This is a genomic window from Vibrio sabulosilitoris (genome assembly GCF_055391395.1).
The window spans coordinates 972,670-997,114 of sequence record NZ_AP029599.1 but is presented as its reverse complement, the minus strand read 5'-3'; the positions used below and the strand labels follow the sequence as shown (position 1 = coordinate 997,114).

General features: G+C 50.1%; 18 protein-coding genes. 6 read left to right on the top strand and 12 right to left on the bottom strand.

Annotation, left to right across the window (positions count from 1 at the left end; genetic code table 11):
- Positions 1-2: 2 nt before the first annotated feature.
- Positions 3-902, top strand: a complete 900-nt coding sequence (panC, locus tag ACZ5R2_RS04895; protein WP_464901258.1) for a pantoate--beta-alanine ligase — start codon at positions 3-5, stop codon at positions 900-902.
- A gap of 80 nt (positions 903-982) precedes the next feature.
- Here panC and ACZ5R2_RS04890 read toward each other — a convergent pair whose 3' ends face one another.
- Both ACZ5R2_RS04890 and ACZ5R2_RS04885 read right to left on the bottom strand, forming a co-directional pair.
- A complete protein-coding gene (locus tag ACZ5R2_RS04890; protein ID WP_464901257.1) occupies positions 983-1,753 on the bottom strand; it encodes an ABC transporter permease in 771 nt (256 codons plus the stop codon).
- Between the two features lie 9 nt (positions 1,754-1,762).
- A complete protein-coding gene (locus tag ACZ5R2_RS04885; RefSeq protein ID WP_464901256.1) occupies positions 1,763-2,701 on the bottom strand; it encodes an ABC transporter ATP-binding protein in 939 nt (312 codons plus the stop codon).
- A 436-nt stretch (positions 2,702-3,137) separates the two neighbouring features.
- Here ACZ5R2_RS04885 and can point away from each other — a divergent pair, with 436 nt between their 5' ends.
- The gene (gene can, locus ACZ5R2_RS04880) at positions 3,138-3,797 is read left to right on the top strand and encodes a carbonate dehydratase (protein ID WP_464901255.1); all 660 of its coding nucleotides are present in this window, start codon (positions 3,138-3,140) and stop codon (positions 3,795-3,797) included.
- Positions 3,798-3,862: 65 nt separating this feature from the next.
- On the opposite strand, the gene lptG is transcribed toward can, so the two are convergent.
- Positions 3,863-4,933 (bottom strand): LPS export ABC transporter permease LptG, encoded by a 1,071-nt coding sequence (gene lptG, locus ACZ5R2_RS04875; protein ID WP_464901254.1) that lies wholly within the window; start codon positions 4,931-4,933, stop codon positions 3,863-3,865.
- The gene (gene lptF, locus ACZ5R2_RS04870) at positions 4,926-6,038 is read right to left on the bottom strand and encodes an LPS export ABC transporter permease LptF (RefSeq protein WP_464901253.1); all 1,113 of its coding nucleotides are present in this window, start codon (positions 6,036-6,038) and stop codon (positions 4,926-4,928) included. Before lptF ends, lptG begins: the two co-directional genes overlap by 8 nt.
- A gap of 191 nt (positions 6,039-6,229) precedes the next feature.
- Here lptF and pepA point away from each other — a divergent pair, with 191 nt between their 5' ends.
- The 3 genes from pepA (at position 6,230) to ACZ5R2_RS04855 (ending at position 11,202) form a co-directional block, all read left to right on the top strand.
- Positions 6,230-7,738: a leucyl aminopeptidase gene (pepA, locus tag ACZ5R2_RS04865; protein WP_464901252.1), complete on the top strand. Its 1,509-nt coding sequence runs from the start codon at positions 6,230-6,232 to the stop codon at positions 7,736-7,738.
- Between the two features lie 58 nt (positions 7,739-7,796).
- Positions 7,797-8,246, top strand: coding sequence for a DNA polymerase III subunit chi (locus ACZ5R2_RS04860; RefSeq protein ID WP_464901251.1), 450 nt, complete (start codon positions 7,797-7,799; stop codon positions 8,244-8,246).
- A gap of 97 nt (positions 8,247-8,343) precedes the next feature.
- Complete coding sequence (locus tag ACZ5R2_RS04855; RefSeq protein WP_464901250.1) at positions 8,344-11,202, top strand: valine--tRNA ligase; 2,859 nt, start codon at positions 8,344-8,346, stop codon at positions 11,200-11,202.
- A gap of 97 nt (positions 11,203-11,299) precedes the next feature.
- Here ACZ5R2_RS04855 and ACZ5R2_RS04850 read toward each other — a convergent pair whose 3' ends face one another.
- The 3 genes from ACZ5R2_RS04850 to hpt form a co-directional block, all read right to left on the bottom strand.
- Complete coding sequence (locus ACZ5R2_RS04850) at positions 11,300-12,313, bottom strand: M48 family metallopeptidase (protein WP_464901249.1); 1,014 nt, start codon at positions 12,311-12,313, stop codon at positions 11,300-11,302.
- A gap of 2 nt (positions 12,314-12,315) precedes the next feature.
- Positions 12,316-13,497 carry a YjgN family protein gene (locus tag ACZ5R2_RS04845; RefSeq protein ID WP_464901248.1) on the bottom strand — a complete coding sequence of 394 codons (1,182 nt, stop codon included), beginning with the start codon at positions 13,495-13,497 and terminating at the stop codon, positions 12,316-12,318.
- 188 nt (positions 13,498-13,685) lie between these two features.
- A complete protein-coding gene (gene hpt, locus ACZ5R2_RS04840; protein ID WP_464901247.1) occupies positions 13,686-14,213 on the bottom strand; it encodes a hypoxanthine phosphoribosyltransferase in 528 nt (175 codons plus the stop codon).
- Between the two features lie 305 nt (positions 14,214-14,518).
- Here hpt and ACZ5R2_RS04835 point away from each other — a divergent pair, with 305 nt between their 5' ends.
- Positions 14,519-15,160 carry a TetR family transcriptional regulator gene (locus ACZ5R2_RS04835; protein WP_464901246.1) on the top strand — a complete coding sequence of 214 codons (642 nt, stop codon included), beginning with the start codon at positions 14,519-14,521 and terminating at the stop codon, positions 15,158-15,160.
- A gap of 90 nt (positions 15,161-15,250) precedes the next feature.
- Here ACZ5R2_RS04835 and lpdA read toward each other — a convergent pair whose 3' ends face one another.
- The 5 genes from lpdA to recJ form a co-directional block, all read right to left on the bottom strand.
- Entirely contained in the window at positions 15,251-16,678 is a 1,428-nt protein-coding gene (gene lpdA, locus ACZ5R2_RS04830; RefSeq protein ID WP_464901245.1) for a dihydrolipoyl dehydrogenase, read from the bottom strand.
- A 227-nt stretch (positions 16,679-16,905) separates the two neighbouring features.
- Positions 16,906-18,774, bottom strand: coding sequence for a pyruvate dehydrogenase complex dihydrolipoyllysine-residue acetyltransferase (gene aceF, locus ACZ5R2_RS04825; protein ID WP_464901244.1), 1,869 nt, complete (start codon positions 18,772-18,774; stop codon positions 16,906-16,908).
- Between the two features lie 31 nt (positions 18,775-18,805).
- Positions 18,806-21,469 (bottom strand): pyruvate dehydrogenase (acetyl-transferring), homodimeric type, encoded by a 2,664-nt coding sequence (aceE, locus tag ACZ5R2_RS04820; RefSeq protein WP_464901243.1) that lies wholly within the window; start codon positions 21,467-21,469, stop codon positions 18,806-18,808.
- A gap of 51 nt (positions 21,470-21,520) precedes the next feature.
- Positions 21,521-22,288: a pyruvate dehydrogenase complex transcriptional repressor PdhR gene (gene pdhR, locus ACZ5R2_RS04815; RefSeq protein ID WP_464901242.1), complete on the bottom strand. Its 768-nt coding sequence runs from the start codon at positions 22,286-22,288 to the stop codon at positions 21,521-21,523.
- Between the two features lie 401 nt (positions 22,289-22,689).
- A complete protein-coding gene (gene recJ, locus ACZ5R2_RS04810; protein ID WP_464901241.1) occupies positions 22,690-24,429 on the bottom strand; it encodes a single-stranded-DNA-specific exonuclease RecJ in 1,740 nt (579 codons plus the stop codon).
- Between the last annotated feature and the right edge of the window lie 16 nt (positions 24,430-24,445).

Here is a 24,445-nt window from a genome sequence, read left to right as displayed (position 1 = left end):
GCATGCAGTCATTTGATGATATTGCGTTACTGCGCGAGCAGATCAAGCTTTACAAGCGTGAAGGACGTAAAGTGGCGTTTGTTCCCACCATGGGCAACCTGCACGACGGCCACCTTACACTGGTCCGCAAGGCTCGCGAGCACGCGGATGTGGTGGTGGTGAGTATTTTTGTCAACCCAATGCAGTTTGACCGTGCTGACGACTTAGCCAACTACCCTCGCACCATGGACGCTGATCTTGAGAAGTTATCAGCAGAAGCGGTCGAGGTAGTGTTCACTCCAACGCCTGAGATGATGTACCCACAAGGACTTGACTCTCATACCTCGGTTGAGGTCCCTGGACTGTCGACCATGCTTGAGGGGGCCTCAAGACCAGGTCACTTCCGTGGCGTGGCAACCGTGGTCACTAAGTTGTTCAATATTGTTCAGCCTGACGTGGCATGCTTTGGTGAGAAAGACTTCCAACAGCTAGCGGTGATCCGCAAGATGGTTGAAGACTTGGCAATGGATATGGAGATTATTGGCGTTGCGACCGTGCGCGAGATGGATGGTCTTGCGATGAGCTCACGCAATAATCTGTTGACCATCGATGAGCGCCAGCGTGCGCCTGTTTTGGCCCGCACCATGCGCTGGATCAGCAGTGCTGTGCGCGGCGGTCGTGATGATTACGCTTCTGTGATTGAAGATGCCAATGATCAGCTGCGTGCTGCTGGTCTTAATCCAGATGAAATCTTCATTCGCGATGCTCGTACTCTACAAGCGGTAACACCGGAGTCAACTCAAGCGGTGATCCTGATGTCGGCCTTCCTTGGTAATGTGCGTTTGATTGATAATCAAACCATCGATCTAGCAACCGAAAAAGATGATGTGGAAGCCGAAACATCAAACTCTGCAGCAGATTAAGCGCCTAGAGCGCTTGGGTTACAGATAGTAAAAAGGTCAGCTTGCGCTGACCTTTTTTGATGACATTGGCTTTGTGACGGTTAAGAGCGTAGCCCAATCCCCTTGCTCACCAAGTGATGCGCCACGCCGTACAGGGCCAAGACAAATACACTTAGCACACCAAATGAGGTCACGATCCCGACATCAGATACGCCAAGGAAGCCGTAGCGGAACGCGTTGACCATGTAGACGATTGGGTTGACCTGTGACACTCCCTGCCAAAAATCCGGCAGCAAACTGATAGAGTAGAACACCCCGCCAAGGTAGGTCAGCGGCGTCAAGATAAAGGTTGGGATAATTGAGATATCATCGAAGGTCTTAGCAAATACTGCGTTAATCAAACCGCCGAGCGAGAACACCACCGAGGTCATAAACACCGTCGCAATAATGATGCCCCAGTTTTGTACCTGGAGATCAACAAACAGCAGCGAGACGAGGGTGACGATCGCGCCCACTAGTAGGCCGCGCGTCACACCGCCCATCACAAAGCCAGCAATGATCACGTAGTTTGGTACCGGCGCGACCAATAGCTCTTCAATGTTCTTCTGAAACTTAGCACTAAAGAACGACGAGGCGACGTTCGAGTATGAGTTGGTGATCACCGACATCATAATCAGACCAGGAACGATGTACTCCATGTAGCTAAAACCGCCCATCTCCCCAATTCTTGAGCCAATCAGGCTACCAAAAATGATGAAGTAGAGCGTCATAGTGATCGCAGGCGGCACCAAGGTTTGCACCCAGATGCGAGTAAAACGATTGATCTCTTTGGTCAGCAGGCTTTTAAATGCCGTCCAGTACAGTTGATACATAATAAATCCTTACTTAACCGAGCCAGAGTTTGCGCCCGACTGCTCACGCACTATGGTCACAAACAGCTCTTCAAGGCGGTTGGCCTTGTTGCGCATCGATAGCACTTGAATCCCCTGCTCAGAGAGCTGGGTAAAGATATCGTTCAGGCCTTGGGTCTTCTCAATCTCGATCTCGAGCGAGCCATTGACGAAATGTTGGCTATTGACACCGCTAAGGGTTGGCGCAGCTGAGTCCTCAGCCAGGTCAAGAATAAAGGTCTCAACGTGCAGCTTACTCAGCAGATCCTTCATGCTGGTGTTTTCAATCAGCTCACCACGGTTGATGATACCGATATTGCGACACAGCATCTCTGCCTCTTCAAGGTAGTGAGTGGTCAAGATAATCGTGATCCCTTGAGAGTGATTAATCTCCTTCAAGAACTCCCACATTGACCGGCGCAGCTCAATATCAACCCCAGCCGTTGGCTCATCTAAGATCAACAGTTTCGGCTCGTGCATTAAGGCGCGTGCGATCATCAAGCGGCGTTTCATCCCACCCGAAAGGTTGCGTGCTCGCTCAGCGCGTTTCTCCCACAAATCCAGCTTGGTCAGATACTTTTGCGCTCGCTGCTTAGCTACATCGCGCGGCACACCGTAGTAACCCGCTTGCTGCAGTACGATCTGCTCAACGGTTTCAAACTGGTTAAAGTTAAACTCTTGAGGTACTAAACCTAAGTTCTGCTTAGCAAGCTCGAGATCCGTATCGATATCAAAGCCAAAGACCTTCACCTCACCCGAGGTTTTGTTGACCAAAGATGACACCACCCCAATCGAGGTCGACTTGCCGGCTCCATTTGGCCCAAGCAGGGCGTAAAAATCGCCCTTTTGCACTTTAAGGCTGATCCCCTTGAGCGCCTCAAAGCCACCCGCGTAGGTCTTACGCAGGTTTTCAATTTCTAACGCGTACATAGCTATTCTTCACTGTCTATATGGAAAGCGCTAGCAAACACGACAGTCGCTAGCAATGCGCACAGTCTATCGCCGAACCAACACAACTACAATTTATATTTCCATACTATTGGAAATATAGAGGCGAGAAGCGAGAAGCGAGAAGCGAGAAGCGAGAAGCGAGAAGCGAGAAGCGAGAAGCGAGAAGCGAGAAGCGAGAAGCGAGAAGCGAGAAGCGAGAAGCGAGAAAATTTTTCAACCTTTACCACCACTGTCAAGTGTTACTCCACCTCGAGCGAAGCGTTCTCGCAGGGCAAAGCCCGATCTCGATTCTCGACTCTGCTTTTTCGCCTCTGCGAAGAAGTCTGAGCAGTGAAAAGCAAACGATTAAATAAGGAACACGATAACAAGATTGTGTATAGTGTCTTGAGTTTTTGAGATAGGGTTAACAAGCAAGATGCCTGAGATTAAAGAGTTATTTGACAACAACTCCAAGTGGTCCGAGTCGATTAAGGCCGAGACCCCAGAGTATTTTACCAAGCTTGAAGAGGGACAGAGCCCCGGCTTTCTATGGATTGGTTGCTCAGACAGTCGTGTTCCAGCAGAGCGCCTGACTGGGTTATATTCCGGTGAACTGTTTGTTCATCGCAACGTGGCTAACCAAGTCGTTCACACCGACCTCAACTGCTTGTCAGTTGTGCAGTACGCGGTAGACGTGCTCAAAGTGAAACACATCATTGTTTGTGGTCACTATGGCTGTGGTGGCGTTAATGCAGCGATCGATAACCCACAACTGGGTTTGATCAACAACTGGCTGCTGCACATCCGCGACCTGTATCGCACCCACAAATCTTCACTAGAAAAGCTGCCCCGTGAGCAATGGGGTGACAAGCTGTGTGAGATCAACGTGGCTGAGCAAGTCTACAACCTCGGTAATTCGACGATTCTACAATCGGCTTGGGAGCGTGGACAGGAGATCGAGATCCATGGCGTGGTGTACGGCATTGGCGATGGCGTGCTGAAAGACCTTGGTGTGCGCTGTAGAGATAATGACAGCCTTGATAGGAACTACCCTGCTGCGATGGAAAAAATCCTCAACACCGGCATATTAAAATAATCATTAAAAAAAGGAAGGCTGCTGCCTTCCTTTTATATTGAAGTGAGTTGAGAAACGGGTTCGCCCTAGAGATTGCGCCGCAATAGTGCCACTGCCACGACTAAGAACACCACGCTAGGTGCTATCGCACCAATAGCCGGAGAGAAACCGTACACTAGGCTTAATGGCCCAAAGAATTCACTCGATATGTAGAAAGCAAAACCGGCGACGACCCCGGATAAAATTCGGGCCCCCATCGTCACGCTACGCAGCGGACCAAACACAAACGACAGCGCCATCAACATCATCACCGCAATTGAAAATGGCTGAGTGAGTTTTCGCCACAGTGCCAACTGATAACGCGATGGATCTTGCTCAGAGGCCTCGAGGTATTGGACATAATCCCACAAGCCACTGATAGGCAGCTCTTCCGGTTTCACGTTCACCACTGCCAATTTATCTGGCTCAAGTGAGGTACGCCACTCGAAGTTATCGACCTGCTGCTTGGAGATTTCCACCCCATCACTAAAGCTGGTCACCACCGCTTCTTGCATCTGCCAGACATTATTATCGACAAACTGCGCTTGCTCGGTAAATATCACTTTTTCTAAGTCGCGCTGGTTATCAAAGCGCCAGACATTAACGCCATATAGGTGTTCATCCTCGACCTTAGCAATGAAAATAAAGTCATTAGCGTCACGCGCCCACACACCAGTACGTACAGAAAGGATCTTACCGCCAGACAGCGCCGCCGCGCGCATATCACGCGCCATCACCTGCGCCTGAGGTGCCCCCCACTCACCAATCAAGGTAACACCAATCATGAGTGGTACCGCGGTTTTCAACACCGATACCCCAATGTTGAGCTTAGACACACCTGCCGCTTGCATCACCACCAACTCTGAGCTCGCCGCCAAAGCGCCAAGACCAATCAGCGCGCCAAGTAGCGCTGCCATAGGGAAAAACATCTCTATGTCGCGCAGTGAGCTGAGCAGCACGTACAACAGGGCCTGCAGCAGGTCATAGTTGCCATCACCGACGCGCCGCACTTGGTCAACAAACTTGATGATGCCTGAGAGACCTACAAACGTTGCAAGCACCATTGACGAAGTAACGATAATGGTGCGACCGATATACCAATCTATTAACTTAAACACGAGCCTTGGCTATCCTTTTCTGTCTTAGTCTATCTTTAATCTTACGCGCGAAAATACTGTCAAAACTGTTGGCACTGATCGCCGAGATTAGCAAGGCAAAATGGATCGGCCACATGCCGATTTCACTGGCTATCCGTCCATCCTCGATTGCTGACTTGGTGGCACTGATCGACAAAAAGTACGCCAGATAGATCAAGATAGCCGGCCCCATTTTGGCAAAACGTCCCTGACGTGGGTTAACCGCGGATAGCGGCACCACCAGCATGGTAAGCAGCGGGATACACACCACCAAAGCGATACGCCAATGCAACTCCCCTTGTGCTCGCGGATGCGGGTTCTCAATCAGGTCAAGCGTTGGCATCGCGACCCATTTCCGATCACGACGTTTAACCTCACGCTGACCAATCACCCCAGCGTACTGCTCAAAGTGGGTGATCTGATAGTCAACACGCGTGGGCAGGCCCTCGTAGCGCGTTCCGTCGTACATATTGATCACTTGGCGCCCATCACTGGTCTCCTGCACTAAGCCGGATTTAGAGAACATCACGCTCGGTAAGATCGAGTCTTTTGGTCGCAGCTGAGCCACGAACACACTCTGCAGCTCCTGACCTTGAATATCATCGATAAACACCACCGAAGACCCATCCGGAGTGCGCTGGAAATGCCCTTTTTTGAGCAGCTCAACGCTGTTCTCGGCGGCAAACTCTTCGAGCATTCTCGCCTCTTTATCCAGTGCCCAGGGGGCTAACCACAGTGCATTGAAGGCAGCAAGCGTGCCGGTAATCACCGCAAGATACAGCGATGCCCGCACAAGAAATTTATTGCCAATCCCGGTGGCATTCATCACCGTGATCTCACTCTCTGCATACAAGCGACCAAAGGTCAGCAAGATACCGATATACAGACTGAGTGGCAGCATCAGAAGGCCCATGGCAGGCATATTTAGGCCTACAATAGACAGGATCATTCGTGCTGGCACATCCCCATCGGAGGCATCGGCCAAAACTTGAATAAAACTCTGGCTGAAAAACACTAAAAACAGGACAAAGAAGATAGCAAATTGGCTTTTCAGTGTTTCCCGGATCAAATATCGAACAATAATCACGCTGAAATTACCTATACAAAACTTGTTTTTTTGGTCGAATAACTATAATTTCTGGATGAACCTTTTAATTTTATCTATTTTGTCTCAATGTTAAATAGAGGTTCAACTTCGCCAAAGCAAATACGCAGGTGAAAAAGAATCGTCATTATCTAACATTTAGCACTATTTGTCTTTAGGATGTAGGAGTACGCATGGAGTTCAGTGTAAAAAGTGGTAGTCCGGAGAAGCAACGCAGCGCCTGTATCGTCGTTGGCGTGTTTGAGCCGCGCCGACTTTCTCCAGTTGCCGAGCAACTTGATAAAATCAGTGACGGCTACATCAGCTCACTACTGCGCCGCGGAGATCTAGAAGGAAAACCAGGTCAGATGCTACTGCTGCATCAAGTACCGGGTGTGCTCTCAGAGCGCGTTCTGCTGGTTGGGTGCGGCAAAGAGCGCGAGTTGGGTGAGCGTCAATACAAAGAGATCATTCAAAAGACCATCAACACCCTTAACGAAACTGGCTCGATGGAAGCTGTGTGCTTTTTGACCGAGCTGCACGTCAAAGGACGCGACACCTATTGGAAAGTGCGTCAGGCCGTTGAGGCAACCAAAGATGGACTGTACACCTTTGACCAGTTTAAGAGCCAAAAACCTGAAACTCGTCGCCCACTGCGTAAATTGGTGTTTAACGTACCAACCCGCCGTGAGTTAAGCCTAGGTGAAAAAGCCATTAGCCACGGTTTGGCTATCTCATCTGGCGTCAAGGCGTCGAAAGATCTTGGCAATATGCCACCAAATATTGCCAACCCAGCATACCTCGCCTCTCAGGCACGTCGTTTAGCCGACGACTATGAGTCGATCACAACCAAAGTGATTGGTGAAGAGGAGATGGAGAAGCTCGGTATGACCTCATACCTTGCCGTTGGTCGAGGCTCGAAGAACGAGTCAATGATGTCGGTGATCGAATACCAAGGCAGCCCAGAGTCTGACGCCAAACCTATCGTTTTGATCGGTAAAGGCCTGACCTTTGACTCAGGCGGCATCTCTCTTAAGCCTGGCGAAGGCATGGATGAGATGAAGTACGACATGTGTGGCGCCGCTTCAGTATTCGGTGCGATGAAAGCACTGGCGAAACTCAACCTGCCTATCAACGTGATTGGCGTATTAGCCGGTTGTGAGAACATGCCAGGCAGCAATGCCTACCGCCCAGGCGATATCCTGACCACGATGTCAGGTCAAACGGTTGAGGTGCTTAATACCGACGCCGAGGGTCGCTTGGTTCTGTGTGATGCCCTCACCTACGCTGAGCGCTTTGAGCCAGACTGTGTGGTGGATGTCGCTACATTAACCGGCGCTTGTGTGATTGCCCTTGGCCATCACATCAGTGGCGTGATGTCGAATCACAATCCATTGGCGCACGAGTTGGTCAACGCTTCTGAGCAAGCTAGCGATCGCGCGTGGCGCCTGCCGATGGCGGATGAGTACCACGAGCAGCTCAAGAGCCCATTTGCTGATATGCAGAACATTGGTGGCCGCCCAGCGGGTACCATCACGGCTGGCTGCTTCTTGGCTAAATTTGCCAAAAAGTACAACTGGGCCCACATTGATATTGCAGGTACTGCTTGGAAATCTGGCGCAGCAAAAGGCTCGACGGGCCGTCCGGTCTCGATGCTTGTCCAATTCCTGCTGAATCGCAGTGGCCAAGAAACAGAAGAGTAAGATTCTGATTTTAAAAGGGCCGTAAGGCCCTTTTTTCTTTTTGGAGAACAGGCAAACCATGGCAACCGCGACCTTCTACATCATTAAGCCAGACAGTGAGCAAGCCAAAGTGCCGGGCCTGCTTGCTTACAGCGTGTTTCTTGCTCAGCACTTTGCCAAGCAAGGTGCTAAGGTCTATATCAATGGGCATGATAAGGCGCAAGCGGAGTCACTGGCGGAGCTTTTTTGGCAGGTCGAGCCGAGTGAGTTTATTGCCCACAACTTAGTTGGGGAAGGACCAAAGTACGGCACCAGCATCGAGATTGGTTACCCTGGGGTCAAGCCCTTGTGGAATCGCCAACTGGTAATTAATTTGGCGGAAAATAACACAACCTTTGCGCACAAGTTTGCCGAAGTGGTAGACTTCGTCCCTTGCGAAGAAAAAGCCAAGCAACTGGCGAGAGAAAGATATAAAATCTACCGTCAGAGCGGCTATCAGCTGCAAACTATCGATATTGAATATCAGTAACGGTCAATCCTTATACATAAGGCGATCTTGACCAAGATCCCTCACTTATAAAGATTGACTTCGCATTAACCATCAACGTATCCATTAAAAGAGCGCTATGGAAAAGACATACAACCCAACTTCAATTGAACAAGCTCTATACCAAGCTTGGGAAGAAAAAGGCTACTTTAAGCCACACGGTGACACGACGAAAGAATCATACAGCATCATGATCCCGCCACCGAACGTCACTGGTAGCCTACACATGGGCCACGCGTTCCAAGATACGATCATGGATACCCTGATCCGTGCTGAGCGCATGAAGGGCAAGAACACCCTTTGGCAGGTGGGTACTGACCACGCCGGTATCGCAACTCAAATGGTTGTTGAGCGCAAGATCGCAGCAGAAGAAGGCAAAACCAAGCACGATTACGGTCGTGATGCCTTTATCGACAAAATCTGGGAATGGAAGGGCGAGTCTGGCGGCACTATCACTAAACAGCTGCGTCGCCTAGGTGCATCAGTAGACTGGGATCGTGAGCGTTTCACTATGGATGACGGCCTATCGAATGCCGTACAAGAAGTGTTCGTGCGCCTCTACGAAGATGACCTTATCTACCGTGGTAAGCGCCTAGTTAACTGGGATCCAAAGCTGCACACGGCGATCTCAGACCTAGAAGTTGAGAACAAAGACAAGAAAGGCCACATGTGGCACTTCCGCTACCCGCTAGCGGATGGCGTTAAGACAGCGGAAGGCAAAGACTACATCGTGGTGGCAACCACGCGTCCAGAGACCATGCTGGGTGATACTGGCGTTGCAGTAAACCCTGAAGATCCACGCTACAAAGATCTGATCGGTAAAGAGCTGGTTCTGCCGATCGTTAACCGCCGCATCCCAATCGTTGGCGATGAGCACGCGGATATGGAGAAAGGCACAGGTTGTGTGAAGATCACCCCTGCGCACGATTTCAACGACTACGAAGTGGGTAAGCGTAACAACCTGCCGATGATTAACATCCTGACCTTTGACGCCAATATTCGCGCTGCGGCAGAGGTATTCACCACTAATGGTGAGCCAAGTGATGTTTACTCAACTGAGCTACCTGAAAAATACCAAGGCCTAGAGCGTTTTGCTGCACGTAAAGCGATCGTGGCAGAATTTGATGAGCTCGGTCTTCTCGAAGAAATCAAAGATCACGACCTAACAGTGCCTTACGGTGACCGTGGCGGCGTGGTTATCGAGCCGATGCTTACCGACCAATGGTACGTGCGCACAGCGCCGCTTGCTGAAACAGCGACCAAAGCAGTTGAAGATGGCGAGATCCAGTTTGTACCTAAGCAATACGAAAACATGTACTTCTCTTGGATGCGTGACATTCAAGACTGGTGTATCTCTCGTCAGCTTTGGTGGGGTCACCGCATTCCGGCTTGGTATGACAACGATGGCAACGTGTATGTTGGCCGCACTGAAGAAGAAGTTCGTGAGAAGAATGGTCTCGCACCAGTTGTGGTTCTGCGCCAAGACGATGACGTACTGGACACTTGGTTCTCTTCTGCACTTTGGACGTTCGGTACTCAGGGCTGGCCAGAAAACACGGATGATCTGAAGACCTTCCACCCATCAGATGTGCTGGTCACCGGTTTCGACATCATCTTCTTCTGGGTTGCACGCATGATCATGATGACCATGCACTTCTGTAAAGACGACGACGGCAAGCCACAAGTACCGTTTAAGACGGTTTACGTGACCGGCCTTATCCGTGACGAAAATGGCGACAAGATGTCGAAATCTAAAGGTAACGTACTTGACCCAATCGACATGATTGACGGTATCGATCTTGAGTCTCTGGTTGAGAAGCGCACTGGCAACATGATGCAGCCTCAGCTAGCGAAGAAGATCGAGAAGAACACGCGTAAGACGTTCGAAAATGGTATCGAACCATACGGTACTGACGCACTGCGCTTTACCCTAGCTGCGATGGCATCGACAGGCCGCGACATCAACTGGGATATGAAGCGCCTAGAGGGTTACCGTAACTTCTGTAACAAGCTATGGAACGCAAGCCGTTACGTGCTGATGAACACCGAAGAGCAAGATTGTGGCTTTGGTGAAGGTGAGATTGAATTCTCTCTAGCAGATAAGTGGATCGAGTCTCAGTTCGAGCTAGCAGCGAAAGAGTTCAATGGTCACATTGATAACTTCCGTCTTGATATGGCTGCGAACACGATTTACGAGTTCATCTGGAACCAATTCTGTGACTGGTACCTAGAGCTGACCAAGCCTGTTCTATGGAAAGGCAACGAGGCACAACAACGTGGTACTCGTCGTACGCTAATCACTGTGCTTGAAAAGACGCTACGCCTGGCTCACCCAGTGATCCCATATATCACCGAGACTATCTGGCAAAGCATCAAGCCGCTAGTTGACGGCGTTGAAGGCGACACCATTATGCTACAGGCTCTGCCTCAATATGATGAAGCAAACTTCAACCAAGACGCACTGGATGATATCGAGTGGGTGAAGACCTTTATCTCTAGCATCCGTAACCTGCGTGCTGAGTACGACATCAACCCAGGTAAGCCTCTAGAGGTGATGCTAAAAGCGGCTGATGAGAAAGACGCAGCTCGCCTAGAGGCCAACAAGCAAGTGCTGGTTTCTCTCGCTAAGCTTGAGTCTGTGCGCATCCTTGAAGCTGGCGAAGAGACTCCAGCCTGCGCAACCGCGCTAGTGGCTAAGTCTGAACTGATGATCCCAATGGCAGGCCTTATCGACAAAGACGCCGAGCTGGCTCGTCTTGACGGTGAGATCAAGAAGACTCACGGTGAGATCAAGCGTATCGAAGGCAAGCTAGGTAACCAAGGCTTCGTAGCGAAAGCGCCAGAAGCGGTTGTCGCCAAAGAGCGTGAAAAGCTTGAGGGCTACAAAGAGACCCTAACTAAGCTTGAAGAGCAGAAAACAACGATTGCGGCACTATAAAAAAAAGGCAGCGTTTCCGCTGCCTTTTTTATTCCCTGCGGGAAGAGGCGAGAAGCGAGATCGCGTTGCTGCGAGAGTCGAGGTATGACAGCGCATATTACTCGCCTCTCGATTCTCGATTCTCGACTCGGGCCTCTATGATTCGCTGCTGCATTTCCGGGTGAGTACTTAACCATTTCGGCACATCGTGACTATGTTTTTCTGCTAGGCGCTCAAACATCTCTGCCATCGGCTCGCTTGTACCGTATATTAGCTGCATCGCTTGCTTGGCATACTGATCGGCTTCCATTTCCGCTTCACGTGAATAGCCACTGTTAAGTAAAAATACCCCCATGCCGGTAAGGTTATCGATGATCCCAGAGCTCTCTCCAGTGATCAATGCTACCGCAATCGAGAGGATACTGCTGCGCACGACACGGTTCATCATATGCTGGTGATGAATATGACCAAGCTCGTGGAGGATCACGCTGTCTAATTGCTCTGGTGTCTCGGCCATTGCAACTAAGCCATCTAGCAGTACTAACTTTCCACCAGGTAGCGCAAACGCATTGGCGTCCCCAACTACAGCGCGAAACTCCACCTCAACCGGATAACGAAGTTCGCCCAACTGATCAATGTGGCTTATGACACGAGCGCGGATAGCATCTTGGTCTTGCACTGCTATTTGACTGGGCTGCCAGTGTGTGTCCAGACTTTCAAATACTCGCTCGCCGAGTTGGACGACAACACTATCAGGAACCGCTTGTGTCACTTGCTGAGTCGCCCATGGTAACAGATACCAATAACTGGCGAGAAGCAGCGCAACACAGGCCAGGCTCGCCGCAAGCCACGCAAAAATGTTAGACTCGGCGCGCTCCAGCCAACCCGGACGGCTATCGTTTAGCCATTGGTCGAGGCGAGCGCTGCGCTCAGCGACGAATATCCAACCGTTAGGTAGATGAAATCGGAGCGGTAAGTTGCCCACTTGGGCACTAATGTTAAGCTGCTCTCGAGCTGCAATAAAACGCTCCCCACCTATGATCAAGCAAACTTGTTCTTTTTGTGCGAGATCTAATTGAGCAGTGTGTCGCTTCGATGAATTGGGTGCGAACGCAGTTCCATTAATCAACATTATCAGCCTAGTCCGAAGTCGACATTCAAGGCTTGCGAAACCTCATCGGTTACTGCGGACTTGGGTTGAGTATTGATATCACTAGCAACAAGCAGGCTCATATCCCCCATTACCGTGGTATTTTCTGCGCTATAGCGGGCCGTACGCACCATAACCCATGGGCGTGCGATACCTAGAGTAAATAGTTGCAATAGGAAGTTTGTCACCACCAGTTTGCAATAGCTAGACACTGTGAAAGAGGAACCTAGCCCAAATTGATTCGATTTGCTTTCTGTATCTTGGGTTTGTGCATCACAGCTTGAGGGGTGGCTCTCTTGGTTATCGAGCTGCTCCACGACCAAACGAGAAAAGATAAAGTTTCGAGTACGCACCTTTACATAAGCAGTTAGGATAATCATAACCGTCAGAGTGCCCAAGTAAGTGCTTGCGACCGTCACAATGGGATGCCCAGTCGTATTAAACATTGGAAGGTACGCAAAAGTAACGCCCACCAATGCCACTATCCCGCCTAATACCGCCGCTTTGTAAAAAGTTCGCACAAAGAAGCCATTCTCTATCTGCGCGCTAGCTCGCCAGTCACCGTAGCAATAGCCATTGGCGAAATAGCGATAAACACCTGCCAGCACCCAAGCATACAGCGCGGGGCTCCCAACAAGTGCAACGATGGCTAGCGGAATAAATGCGCCGGCCATAAAATCGAGCGTTAGTATCATCAAAATCATAAAGCCAAGCATGACAAGTAGTGCGATGAACCCTCTACCAAGCATCACTTTATAGGCGTCCTTGAGCGAAGCGGTAAAAGCAAAACGTACATTACGATAGCTGGTCATCGCAGCATTAAACCTCACACTGCTCCACAACAGCCAAGGCAATGCAATGTAAAAAAGCAACATAAGTAGGCCGCTTAGCACAGGAAAAAGCATATTGCCGATCAAAAGTATGATCATCAGCCCCACAGCAATCAGGCGTCCACGTAAAATCTGCATCGGTGTCGCGTGATACTCGAAACTGTCCCCTGCAACAAAAGTATTGCCGTAAAAGTAACGCTTAGTACGTACTTTTGCCCACGCGGAGTAAATGCCTAGTGTTACTATCGAAAGCAGAATATTAACGATCCAAATACCAAAAAACTCTCTGCCTTGCCCTTTAAAGCTCAGCGGATTTACATGCACTTCTTTATCCATATTTCTCTTATCCTAAACTGTTTTCAGCTTGCCTTGCACATCATCAAACAGGCTATAACAAAGTAATATACAAGCAATTGATTTTGATAAAAAACGACCATAAAAAAGCCAATCATCATCAAAACCCTGAGACACAGATCAAAAAGCCCACCATTAAGGTGGGCTAGTCAACACAAACACTGGTGCGCTTAGAGTGGTATGACGCGACCAATATAAGGCAAGTGACGGTATTTCTGAGCGTAATCAATACCTACCCCAACCACGAACTCATCTGGAATAGAGAAACCAACCCAGTCAACCGGCACCTCTACCTCACGACGTGAAGGCTTATCGAGCAGGGTGCAGATGCGGATCGACTTTGGCTCGCGCAGGGACAAGATCTCTTTGACCTTATTGAGAGTATTGCCGGTGTCGATGATATCTTCTACTAAAAGCACATCTTTGCCCTTAATGTCATCATCAAGGTCTTTTAAAATTTTCACATCACGAGAGCTTTCCATTGCATTGCCGTAGCTCGATGCGGTCATAAAGTCGACTTGGTGGGTGAGCTCAATCGCACGAGCAAGGTCAGCCATAAACACAAATGAGCCGCGCAAAAGGCCAACTAACACCAGGTCTTCACTGCCCTGATAGTGTTGAGTGATCTCCTTACCTAACACGCGAATTCGATCCTGAACTTCTTGTTCAGTGATCATGATCTCTACTTTATGTTTCATAATCATCTCGTTATCTGAAAAAACTTCGCTATTCTATCATCGACAAAGGCGATGCCATAGCTGATGTCACCAGCAAACCACCTGCCTACGTTATATTTGCGTCGATTATTCCCTAGTAGCACACGTCCGATTTGTATGTTATTGACCCAATGAATATGCATCAGTACACTTAGTAGGACTAATTATAAAAATAATATGAGTCTCTACCCTTCATCGGGATGTTGCTCATCGCTGCACCGCACGTTGATACCATATAAATAATAACCGACGTGCATAAACGTTACTTAGGCAAGGTATTTATACTTATGGACTCATCTACTCAAAAGCCCGAATTTGGCACACCGGACAAACCTAAATCTAGACCTAGAACTCGCTTATCACCACAAAAACGTCGTGAGCAGCTAATGGAAATCTCGATGGAAGTGTTTGCCAGTCGTGGGATCGGCCGTGGCGGCCACGCAGATATAGCAGAAATCGCCAATGTTTCTGTTGCGACGGTTTTTAATTATTTTCCAACTCGCGAAGACTTAGTTGACGATGTACTTCAGTTCATCGAATACAAGTATTCTAACTTTCTTTCAGATTGCATCGACCTAGACAGACCAATCAAAGAAAACCTTAACTGTATCGCTAACTCGATCATTCAGTTGGTCAAAGAGGACTGCAGTTGGCTTAAGGTTTGGTTTGAATGGAGCGCGTCAACACGCAGCGACGTTTGGCCGCTATTCCTGTCGAGCAACCAGACTAACCTTAAGCTGCTAGAAAACATGTTCAAGGCAGCGATTGAGCGTCAAGAGGTATGTGATGAGCACGAGCCGCGCCATATGGCGTCACTGTTCCACGGCATGATGTACTCACTCTTCCTACAGGCTAACCGCGCTGAAGAGGGTGAGTGCCTAGATAGCTTGACCGATGATTATCTGAGAATGCTCTGCATCTACAAATAGTGATTTGTTCCTCCAGCCCAGTAAACTTGGGCTGATAGAAACAAAAAATGCCGCTGATTGATTCAGCGGCATTTTGCTATCTAGAGGCCATTATTTACGCTTTACAGCCTTTTTATTTGGCAAATCAGTAATCGAACCTTCGAAGACTTCCGCCGCCAAGCCGACTGACTCGTGTAGTGTTGGGTGAGCATGGATTGTCAGGGCGATATCTTCTGCATCACAGCCCATCTCGATTGCAAGACCGATCTCACCAAGTAACTCACCACCGTTGGTGCCAACAACCGCACCACCAATCACGCGATGACTCTCTTTGTCGAAGATAAGCTTGGTCATACCGTCTGAGCAATCGGACGCGATCGCGCGACCAGACGCCGCCCAAGGGAAAGAAGCGACCTCATAGTTAATACCCTCAGCCTTCGCTTCTTTTTCGGTCTTACCAACCCAAGCCACCTCTGGCTCGGTATAGGCAATCGATGGGATCACTTTCGGGTCGAAGTAGTGCTTCTTACCTGAGATCACCTCTGCTGCGACGTGACCTTCATGCACGCCTTTGTGCGCCAGCATTGGCTGACCTACGATATCGCCAATCGCAAAGATATGCGGTACGTTAGTGCGCATCTGCTTATCCACATTGATAAAGCCGCGCTCATCAACTTCAAGACCTGCTTTTTCAGCGTCGAGTAGCTTGCCGTTTGGCACACGACCGATAGCCACTAAAACCGCGTCATAGCGCTCAGCGTCAGCAGGGGCCTTCTTGCCTTCCATCGACACGTAGATGCCATCTTGCTTAGCTTCAACCGCTGTCACCTTAGTCTCGAGCATCAAGTTGAACTTATCCTTGATGCGCTTGGTGTAGACCTTTACGATGTCTTTGTCTGCCGCAGGTATAACCTGATCGAACATCTCAACCACGTCCACTTTTGAGCCCAGAGAGTGATAAACCGTACCCATCTCAAGGCCGATGATACCACCGCCCATGATCAGAAGTTTCTCCGGTACTTCACGCAGCTCAAGTGCATCAGTCGAGTCCCAAATACGTGGGTCTTCATGCGGAATAAATGGCAGTTGAATTGGACGCGAACCTGCCGCAACGATAGCGTTATCAAAGTTGACCACAGTGGTTTCACCCTCGCCTTCCACTGCAAGCGTGTTCGGTCCGGTGAACTTGCCGTAACCATTAACTACAGTGACTTTACGCATCTTGGCCATGCCAGTCAGACCGCCAGTCAACTGATCAACCACTTTATCTTTCCAGATGCGGATCTTTTCGATATCCGTTTGCGGCTTACCGAAGACTACGCCGTGATCGGCCATTGCCTTAGCTTCTTCGATCACCTTAGATACGTGCAGTAGTGCTTTTGATGGGATACAGCCCACGTTAAGACACACACCACCCAGCGTGCTGTAACGCTCAACGAGAACCGTTTCTAGACCTAGGTCGGCACAACGGAACGCTGCAGAGTAACCAGCAGGACCAGAACCTAGTACAACAACTTGGGCTTTAATTTCTTTGCTCATTTTGACCTCTTGTAGTCATTATCCCTAACAGGCTTAGTGAGGGTTGATTGTTATGTTTAGACCGAGTCGTTCTAAATATTTTTCATACCAAGCAATAGTTTATCGAGATGTTAATGGTGTGAAAAGTAAATCAACATAGCCTGTGAGCTAGGCGACAAATGTTTGGCTTTTCTCGCCTTTTAAATTTAATCGAGGCGGCAGCTGCCGCCTCTCAAGTATGCCGCAGGTTACAGAACCAAGCGACGAATATCAGATAGAGCGCCATTGAGGAAGCTAATGAAACGTGCACCTTCCGCTCCATCGATCACGCGGTGATCGTAAGAGAGTGAGAGTGGCAGTTGCAGACGCGGCTCAAATTCTTTGCCGTTCCACACCGGTTTCATCTCAGACTTCGACACCCCAAGGATACCCACCTCTGGCGCATTAACGATAGGCGTAAATGCCGTACCGCCGATACCCCCTAGGCTTGAGATGGTGAAACAGCCACCTTGCATATCTGCTGCGGTCAGTTTACCGGCACGTGCCTTCTTCGATACCGCCATCAGCTCTTCAGAAAGCTCATAGATGCCCTTCTTGTTGACGTCTTTAAACACAGGAACCACGAGACCGTTTGGCGTATCGACCGCGATGCCGACGTTCACGTATTTCTTGAGGATCAAGCTCTCGCCATCTTCTGACAATGAAGAGTTGAACGCAGGGAACGCCTCAAGCGCTTTCGCCACGGCTTTCATGATGAACACCAACGGCGTGATCTTCATGCCTGAGTCTTTCTTCGCTTCAATCGCATTTTGCTCTTTACGGAATTTCTCAAGCTCGGTGATATCTGCGTTATCCCACTGGGTAACGTGTGGGATCATCACCCAGTTACGGTGCAGATTGGCCCCAGAGATCTTCTTGATGCGTGACAGCGGCTTAGTTTCCGTCTCACCAAACTTGCTGAAGTCCACTTTTGGCCACGGCAATAGACCAAGTGCACTGCCATCACCCTTACCAGACGCTGCTGCGCCCGATTCAAGACGCTTAAGCGCCTCTTTGACGTAGTTCTGTACGTCTTCTTTGAGGATGCGGCTCTTACGACCTGTGCCTTTGACCTTCGACAGGTTGACACCAAATTCACGCGCTAGGCGACGAACCACTGGTGAGGCATGAGCGTACTCGTGGTTTTCTTGGAAATCACCCGCAGCGGCTGGGGCAGACTCTGCCTTCGCTGCTGGTGCAGGTGCGGATGGGGCCGGTGCTGCAGCCGCCGGGGCTGCTGTGGATGGCGCTGCGCCAACCGTCTCAAACACCATGATCAATGAGCCAGTTGATACCTTATCGCCTTCAGCGACTTTGATCTCTTTCACCGTACCAGCAAATGGCGCCGGTACTTCCATTGAGGCCTTGTCGCCCTCAACCGTGATAAGAGATTGCTCTTCTTCGATAGTGTCACCCACCGAAACCATGATCTCAGTGACTTCAACCTCATCACCGCCGATATCCGGTACATTGACATCCTGAGCCGCTGCAACCGCCGGCGCTGCTGGGGCTGGAGCCGCTACTGCAGGAGCAGGTGCCGCGCCAGAGCCGGCCGTTTCAAACACCATGATCAATGACCCAGTTGAAACCGTATCGCCCGCCGCGACTTTGATCTCTTTTAGCACACCAGCGAATGGGGCAGGCACTTCCATTGAAGCCTTATCACCTTCCACTGTGATCAGTGACTGCTCTTCTTCGATGCTATCACCCACAGCAACCATGATTTCAGTCACTTCAACTTCATCACCGCCAATATCTGGTACGTGAACCTCTTTTAGCTCTGCTGCTGCGACAGGGGCTGCTGGAGCCGCCTGTGCTGCAGGAGCAGGCGCCGCAGCAGCAGCGCCTTCTTGTTCAAAGATCATGATCAGAGAGCCGGTTGAAACCGTGTCACCCTCAGACACTTTGATCTCTTTAACGATGCCCGCTTGAGACGCTGGCACTTCCATTGAGGCTTTATCGCCCTCAACAGTGATCAGTGATTGCTCTTCTTCCACCTTGTCGCCAACACTGACGAGAATCTCAGTGACTTCAACCTCATCCGCACCGATGTCAGGTACATTAATCTCGATTGCCATTGCTAATCTTCCTTCTAATTAAGCGCCAGTGTTATGCGTATAGTGGGTTAGTTTTTTCAGTGTCGATGTCGAACTTCTTGATTGCATCGCTGATCACAGACTTTTCAACTTCGCCTCGTTTGGCGAGTTCAGTCAGCGCTGCAACCACGACGTAACCGGCGTTAACTTCAAAGTGACGACGCAGATTCTCACGGCTGTCTGAGCGACCGAAGCCATCTGTACCCAGCACCTTGAATGATTCTGCAGGAATGAATGCGCGTACCTGCTCGGCGTAGTTCTTCATGTAATCCGTTGCCGCAATCGCAGGCTCGCTGCCCATCACTTGTGCGATGTAAGGTACCTGCGCCTCAGCTTCTGGGTGCAGCATGTTGAAACGCTCCGCCGCTTGGCCATCGCGCGTCACTTCGTTGAAAGACGTTACCGAGTAAACATCTGAAGCAATACCGTACTCATCGCTTAGGATCTGCGCTGCTTTGCGCACTTCATTCATGATGGTGCCTGAGCTCATCAGCTGAACCTTGCCTTTCGCGCCAGTGTAGGTCTCTAGCTTGTAAATACCCTTACGAATGCCCTCTTCAGCACCCTCTGGCATCGCTGGCATGGCGTAGTTCTCGTTCATCAGTGTCAGGTAGTAGAACACGTTCTCTTGGTCTTCACCGTACATGCGACGAATACCGTCTTGCATGATCACCGCTACTTCATAAGCAAATGTCGGGTCATAAGAGATACAGTTTGGCACTGTGCCCGCCATAATATGGGAGTGACCGTCTTCGTGCTGTAGACCTTCACCGTTGAGTGTGGTGCGGCCCGCAGTTGCGCCAAGAAGGAAGCCGCGCGCTTGTTGGTCACCCGCCATCCACGCCATATCGCCCACACGTTGGAAGCCGAACATTGAGTAGTAGATGTAGAATGGGATCATCGGTAGGTTATTGGTCGAGTATGACGTCGCCGCCGCTACCCAAGATGACATCGCACCCAGCTCGTTAATACCCTCTTGAAGCACCTGACCTGAGGTCGCCTCTTTGTAGTAAGAAACGATATCGCGATCTTGTGGCGTATAGTTCTGACCGTGTGGGTTGTAGATACCGATTTGACGGAATAGACCTTCCATACCAAAGGTGCGCGCTTCATCTGCGATGATTGGCACAATGTTCTCGCCAATGTTTTTGTTCTTCAGCAGCACGTTAAGCGCACGAACAAACGCCATAGTCGTAGAGATATCACGCTTTTGCTCTTCTAGAAGAGGCTTAAACTCATCCACTTCTGGAGTGACGAACTCTTGAGTAAACTTAGGCAAACGCTGAGGTGTGTAACCTTTCAGAGCCTGACGACGCGCGTGCAGGTAATCGTGCTCTTTTGAGCCTTCTTCTAGAGTCAGGTACGGTAGCTCTTTTACTGCTTCATCGGTCAGGATATCTTGCAGACCTAGGCGATCACGTAGGTGAAGTACATGCGTCATATCCATTTTCTTCACTTGGTGCGCGATGTTCTTACCTTCCGCTGCTTCACCCATGCCGTAACCTTTCACCGTCTTAGCGAGAATAACGGTTGGACGGTCTTTGGTATGCTCAGCATTTTTATACGCTGCGTACAGCTTCGAAGAGTCGTGACCACCACGCTGCAAGTCGAAGATCTGCTCATCGGTCATATCTGAAACCAGTGCTGCGGTCTCTGGGTACTTACCAAAGAAGTGCTCACGCACGTAGGCGCCATCTTTTGACTTAAAGGTCTGGTAATCACCATCAACTGTTTCGTTCATCAGTTGCAGCAGTTTGCCTGTGGTGTCTTTGGCCAGTAGTGCATCCCAGTTGTGACCCCAGATAACCTTAACCACGTTCCAGCCAGCGCCTTTAAATAGGCCCTCAAGCTCTTGAATAATCTTGCCGTTACCCATTACTGGGCCATCTAGGCGCTGCAGGTTACAGTTGATCAAGAAGCATAGGTTATCGAGCTTCTCACGCGCAGCAAATGAAATCGCACCGCGAGATTCTGGTTCATCCATCTCACCATCACCTAAGAAGGCGTACACACGCTGCTCGGTGGTGTCTTTCAAGCCACGGCCATCGAGGTATTTTAGGAAGCGGGCTTGATAGATCGCAGAGATAGGGCCAAGACCCATAGAGACGGTTGGGAACTGCCAGAATTCAGGCATCAGTTTCGGGTGTGGGTAGGAAGGGATACCCTTGCCATCGACTTCTTGACGGAAATTGTCGAGCTGATCCGCAGTGAGTCGACCTTCAACGAAGGCACGCGCGTAGATACCCGGAGAGATGTGACCTTGGTAATAAACCAGATCGCCACCGTCTTTGTCGTTTGGAGCACGGAAGAAGTGGTTGAAACATGTTTCGTAGAAAGCGGCTGAAGATTGGAACGAGGCCATATGACCACCGAGCTCCAAATCTTTTTTCGACGCGCGTAGGACAATCATCACTGCATTCCAGCGGATGATGGCACGAATACGGCGCTCAAGCGTGGTATCGCCAGGGTAAGCTGGCTCTTGGTCGGCTGGGATGGTGTTGATGTAGTTGGTCGTGATGCCGGTTGGCATATCGACACCATCTAAACGTGCTTTATCCAGAACTTGCTCGAGTAAGAATTGAGCACGCTCTACACCTTCTTCACGAACTACAGACTCTAGTGCTTGTAGCCATTCTTGAGTCTCTAGTGCGTCTACGTCATGCTTCATGTCAGACATGGCGATCTATCCTTTTGTTAGTTGGATCTACTTAAACTGGTTACGAGTCAATCACGACTCATTTCCCCGCTGAATCCGACGCAAAGAGCGCTCTCGACGAGACTCTTCGCGGTTGAGATCCAGCAGCGTTTCTTCGATATAAGCCAAGTGTGAGTGTGACATTTCGCGCGCCTTCTCAGGCTGACCCGAAACTATCGCCTTCACGATATTGGCTCGGTGTTTACTTACTTTCTCCACCACTTCGCTGCGGCGGTGTAATAGTTCTAAATTTTGTAAAATATTTTGTTCGAGCAGAGGAGCGAGGCTGCGCACCACATGCAGTAGCACGACATTGTGAGCGGCCTCAGTCAGGGCGATCAAAAATTGCATCACGGCCGTTGATTCGGCGCGGATATCACCACTTTGCTGCTCTTGCTGAATCACGACTAGGCTGAGCTCGATGCGTTGGAAGTCTTCTTTGGTGCCACGCAGGGCGGCAAAATAGGCGGCAATGCCTTCCATTGCATGTCGTGTTTCAAGTAAATCCAGTTGTGTTTCGGGATGGTTTGCTAACAAGTCGAGCAGTGGATTGGAAAAGCTCTTGCCAATCGACTCACTGACAAATGTCCCCCCACCTTGACGGCGAGTGAGAAGCTGCTTGGCTTCAAGGCGCTGGATCGCTTCTCTGATTGATGGGCGAGATACATCAAATTGCTTCGCCAGCTCGCGCTCGGGTGGCAACTGCTGACCCGGAGCCAGCGTCCCTTCTACTATCAGCCGCTCTATTTCTTGCTCAATCACATCGGAGAGCTTCGGCTGTCGAATCCTTTGGTAAGCCATCGTCCTGTCTCTCTGCCATCAAGGTTAATTGGTATTACCAATTGAATCTGACCAAAAAATTAACACAGGACATTTGAGCTTGTCTAGTGAAAAATTGATTCAGGTCATGGAATAAGATCCAGAACTACAACCTAGCAACATTTACCACACAACTACATAGCAATAAAGTTAAGGAGGTGTTGCTGGTAGTTGAAAATAATCAGGGGATTGTATTTTGAAGGTGTTAAGAAAGTGCACGAGAGAGGTGAAAGTGAGTGATGATGTATTCACAACCACGATAATTGCTGTGCAAATATACAAATGAAAATCAGAGATTCATAGAATTGTCATACAATATGATCTACAAACTGTGTTGCAGATCACATTGTAAGGTTGGTGCCTGGTTAGATTGTGGCGAAACGCTAGATAGGCTCGATGTGTTCAACCATGAGCTGCAATGAGGAGTTACCGCGAAACTCATTGATATCTAATCGATAAGCAAGACGCACGCGAGTTGTTGAGGCGTCAGGCCAGCGGCGCAGGTCGACATTGAAGGCAATAGCATCAAGCATGATGTTAGTGGTATGACCTTTGAACAGTGGCTCAACCATCAGTTTAAGGTGTTTTTCGCCGACCAACTTTTGGTGCAACACCTTAAACTCACCATCGAATACCGGCTCTGGGAACGCTTGGCCCCAAGGGCCACCAGCGCGGATCAGCTCGGCAGTCTGCATTGAGTATTGCTCTGGCTGCAGCTCTCCATCAGAGAGCACGATGCCTTTCAGTGCGGCCTCATCGAGATCCTGCTTGACCGCCTGATCAAACAAGTGAGCAAATTGATCGTAGTTCTTCTCGGCAATGGTCAGACCCGCAGCCATGGCGTGGCCACCGAATTTGACGATCAGTCCCGGATTTTGGGTATCAATGCGATCCAGCGTGTCACGCATGTGCAGCCCAGGGATCGAGCGGCACGAGCCTTTGATCATCCCATCACCACCGTCAGCAAACGCAATCACTGGGCGATGAAACTGCTCTTTGATCCGAGAGGCCAAGATACCAATCACCCCTTGGTGCCAGTCACGCTGGAACAGCACCAAACCATACGGCAGCTCGCTATCTGCACCAAACTGCAGACGCTCACAAAACGCCATCGCCTCCTGTTTCATGCCCGCCTCAATCTCCTTACGGGTCTGATTGAGACCATCCAGTTCACTGGCCATTCGGCGCGCGGCATGAATGTTATTCGACATCAAAAGCTCAACCCCAAACGACATATCGTCCAAGCGCCCAGCCGCGTTGATACGAGGGCCGAGTGCAAAACCAAAATCGGCCGCCACTAGTTTGCGTGCATCGCGCTTGGCAACGTCAATCAGCGCCTGAATGCCCGGCCTCGCCTTACCCGCACGAATGCGCTGCAAACCTTGATGGACCAAGATGCGGTTGTTGTCATCAAGCGGCACCACGTCCGCCACCGTCCCCAGCGCGACCAGGTCAATCAGCTCCATCAGCTTGGGCTCGGCAACATTTTGCTGGGCAAACCAGCCGGACTGACGCATATGAACACACAGCGCCATCATCAGGTAGAACGCCACCCCCACCCCAGCGAGCGCCTTTGACGGGAACGCGCATTCGTTAAGGTTCGGGTTAACCATCGCATCGACCTCAGGCAGAACATGGCCGGGAAGGTGATGGTCGGTGACCAGTACCTGCAGCCCATTTTGCTTGGCGTAGCGTACCCCTTCAATTGAGGACACACCGTTATCAACGGTCATGATCAGGTCTGCCTTGAGCTCAAGCACCTGATCAACCACCTCGGGGCTCAGGCCATAACCATCCTCAAAACGGTTTGGCACCAGGTAATCGACGTTGCTTGAACCCAGCATTCTCAGTGCAAGCACCGACAACGCGCTGCTGGTTGCCCCATCCGCATCGAAATCGCCGACGACAATAATGCGTTTATTGGTGCGTATTGCCTCAAACAACAAAGTGACCGCCTGCTCAATGCCATGCAGGTCTCGATAAGTATGCAAACCTTGTGCGGTCTTGACCAATTGGTGCTCACTGGCAACGCCCCGTGCCAAATACAAACGCCTTAGCAGTGGATCAATGTTATCTGGGAGTTGGCTAATATCGACCTCTGGTCGACGTTGTATCTCTATCATGGTTTAGGGCTTATCT

Bases quoted from the DNA above. Each gene is read 5' to 3' on its own strand.
- hpt (WP_464901247.1), bottom strand. From the start codon at position 14,213: ATGAAACATAAAGTAGAGATCATGATCACTGAACAAGAAGTTCAGGAT.
- lpdA (WP_464901245.1), bottom strand. From the start codon at position 16,678: ATGAGCAAAGAAATTAAAGCCCAAGTTGTTGTACTAGGTTCTGGTCCT.
- pepA (WP_464901252.1), top strand. From the start codon at position 6,230: ATGGAGTTCAGTGTAAAAAGTGGTAGTCCGGAGAAGCAACGCAGCGCC.
- can (WP_464901255.1), top strand. From the start codon at position 3,138: ATGCCTGAGATTAAAGAGTTATTTGACAACAACTCCAAGTGGTCCGAG.
- panC (WP_464901258.1), top strand. From the start codon at position 3: ATGCAGTCATTTGATGATATTGCGTTACTGCGCGAGCAGATCAAGCTT.
- ACZ5R2_RS04855 (WP_464901250.1), top strand. From the start codon at position 8,344: ATGGAAAAGACATACAACCCAACTTCAATTGAACAAGCTCTATACCAA.
- aceF (WP_464901244.1), bottom strand. From the start codon at position 18,774: ATGGCAATCGAGATTAATGTACCTGACATCGGTGCGGATGAGGTTGAA.
- ACZ5R2_RS04890 (WP_464901257.1), bottom strand. From the start codon at position 1,753: ATGTATCAACTGTACTGGACGGCATTTAAAAGCCTGCTGACCAAAGAG.
- ACZ5R2_RS04835 (WP_464901246.1), top strand. From the start codon at position 14,519: ATGGACTCATCTACTCAAAAGCCCGAATTTGGCACACCGGACAAACCT.
- ACZ5R2_RS04850 (WP_464901249.1), bottom strand. From the start codon at position 12,313: ATGTTGATTAATGGAACTGCGTTCGCACCCAATTCATCGAAGCGACAC.
- ACZ5R2_RS04885 (WP_464901256.1), bottom strand. From the start codon at position 2,701: ATGTACGCGTTAGAAATTGAAAACCTGCGTAAGACCTACGCGGGTGGC.
- aceE (WP_464901243.1), bottom strand. From the start codon at position 21,469: ATGTCTGACATGAAGCATGACGTAGACGCACTAGAGACTCAAGAATGG.
- recJ (WP_464901241.1), bottom strand. From the start codon at position 24,429: ATGATAGAGATACAACGTCGACCAGAGGTCGATATTAGCCAACTCCCA.
- ACZ5R2_RS04860 (WP_464901251.1), top strand. From the start codon at position 7,797: ATGGCAACCGCGACCTTCTACATCATTAAGCCAGACAGTGAGCAAGCC.
- ACZ5R2_RS04845 (WP_464901248.1), bottom strand. From the start codon at position 13,497: ATGGATAAAGAAGTGCATGTAAATCCGCTGAGCTTTAAAGGGCAAGGC.
- pdhR (WP_464901242.1), bottom strand. From the start codon at position 22,288: ATGGCTTACCAAAGGATTCGACAGCCGAAGCTCTCCGATGTGATTGAG.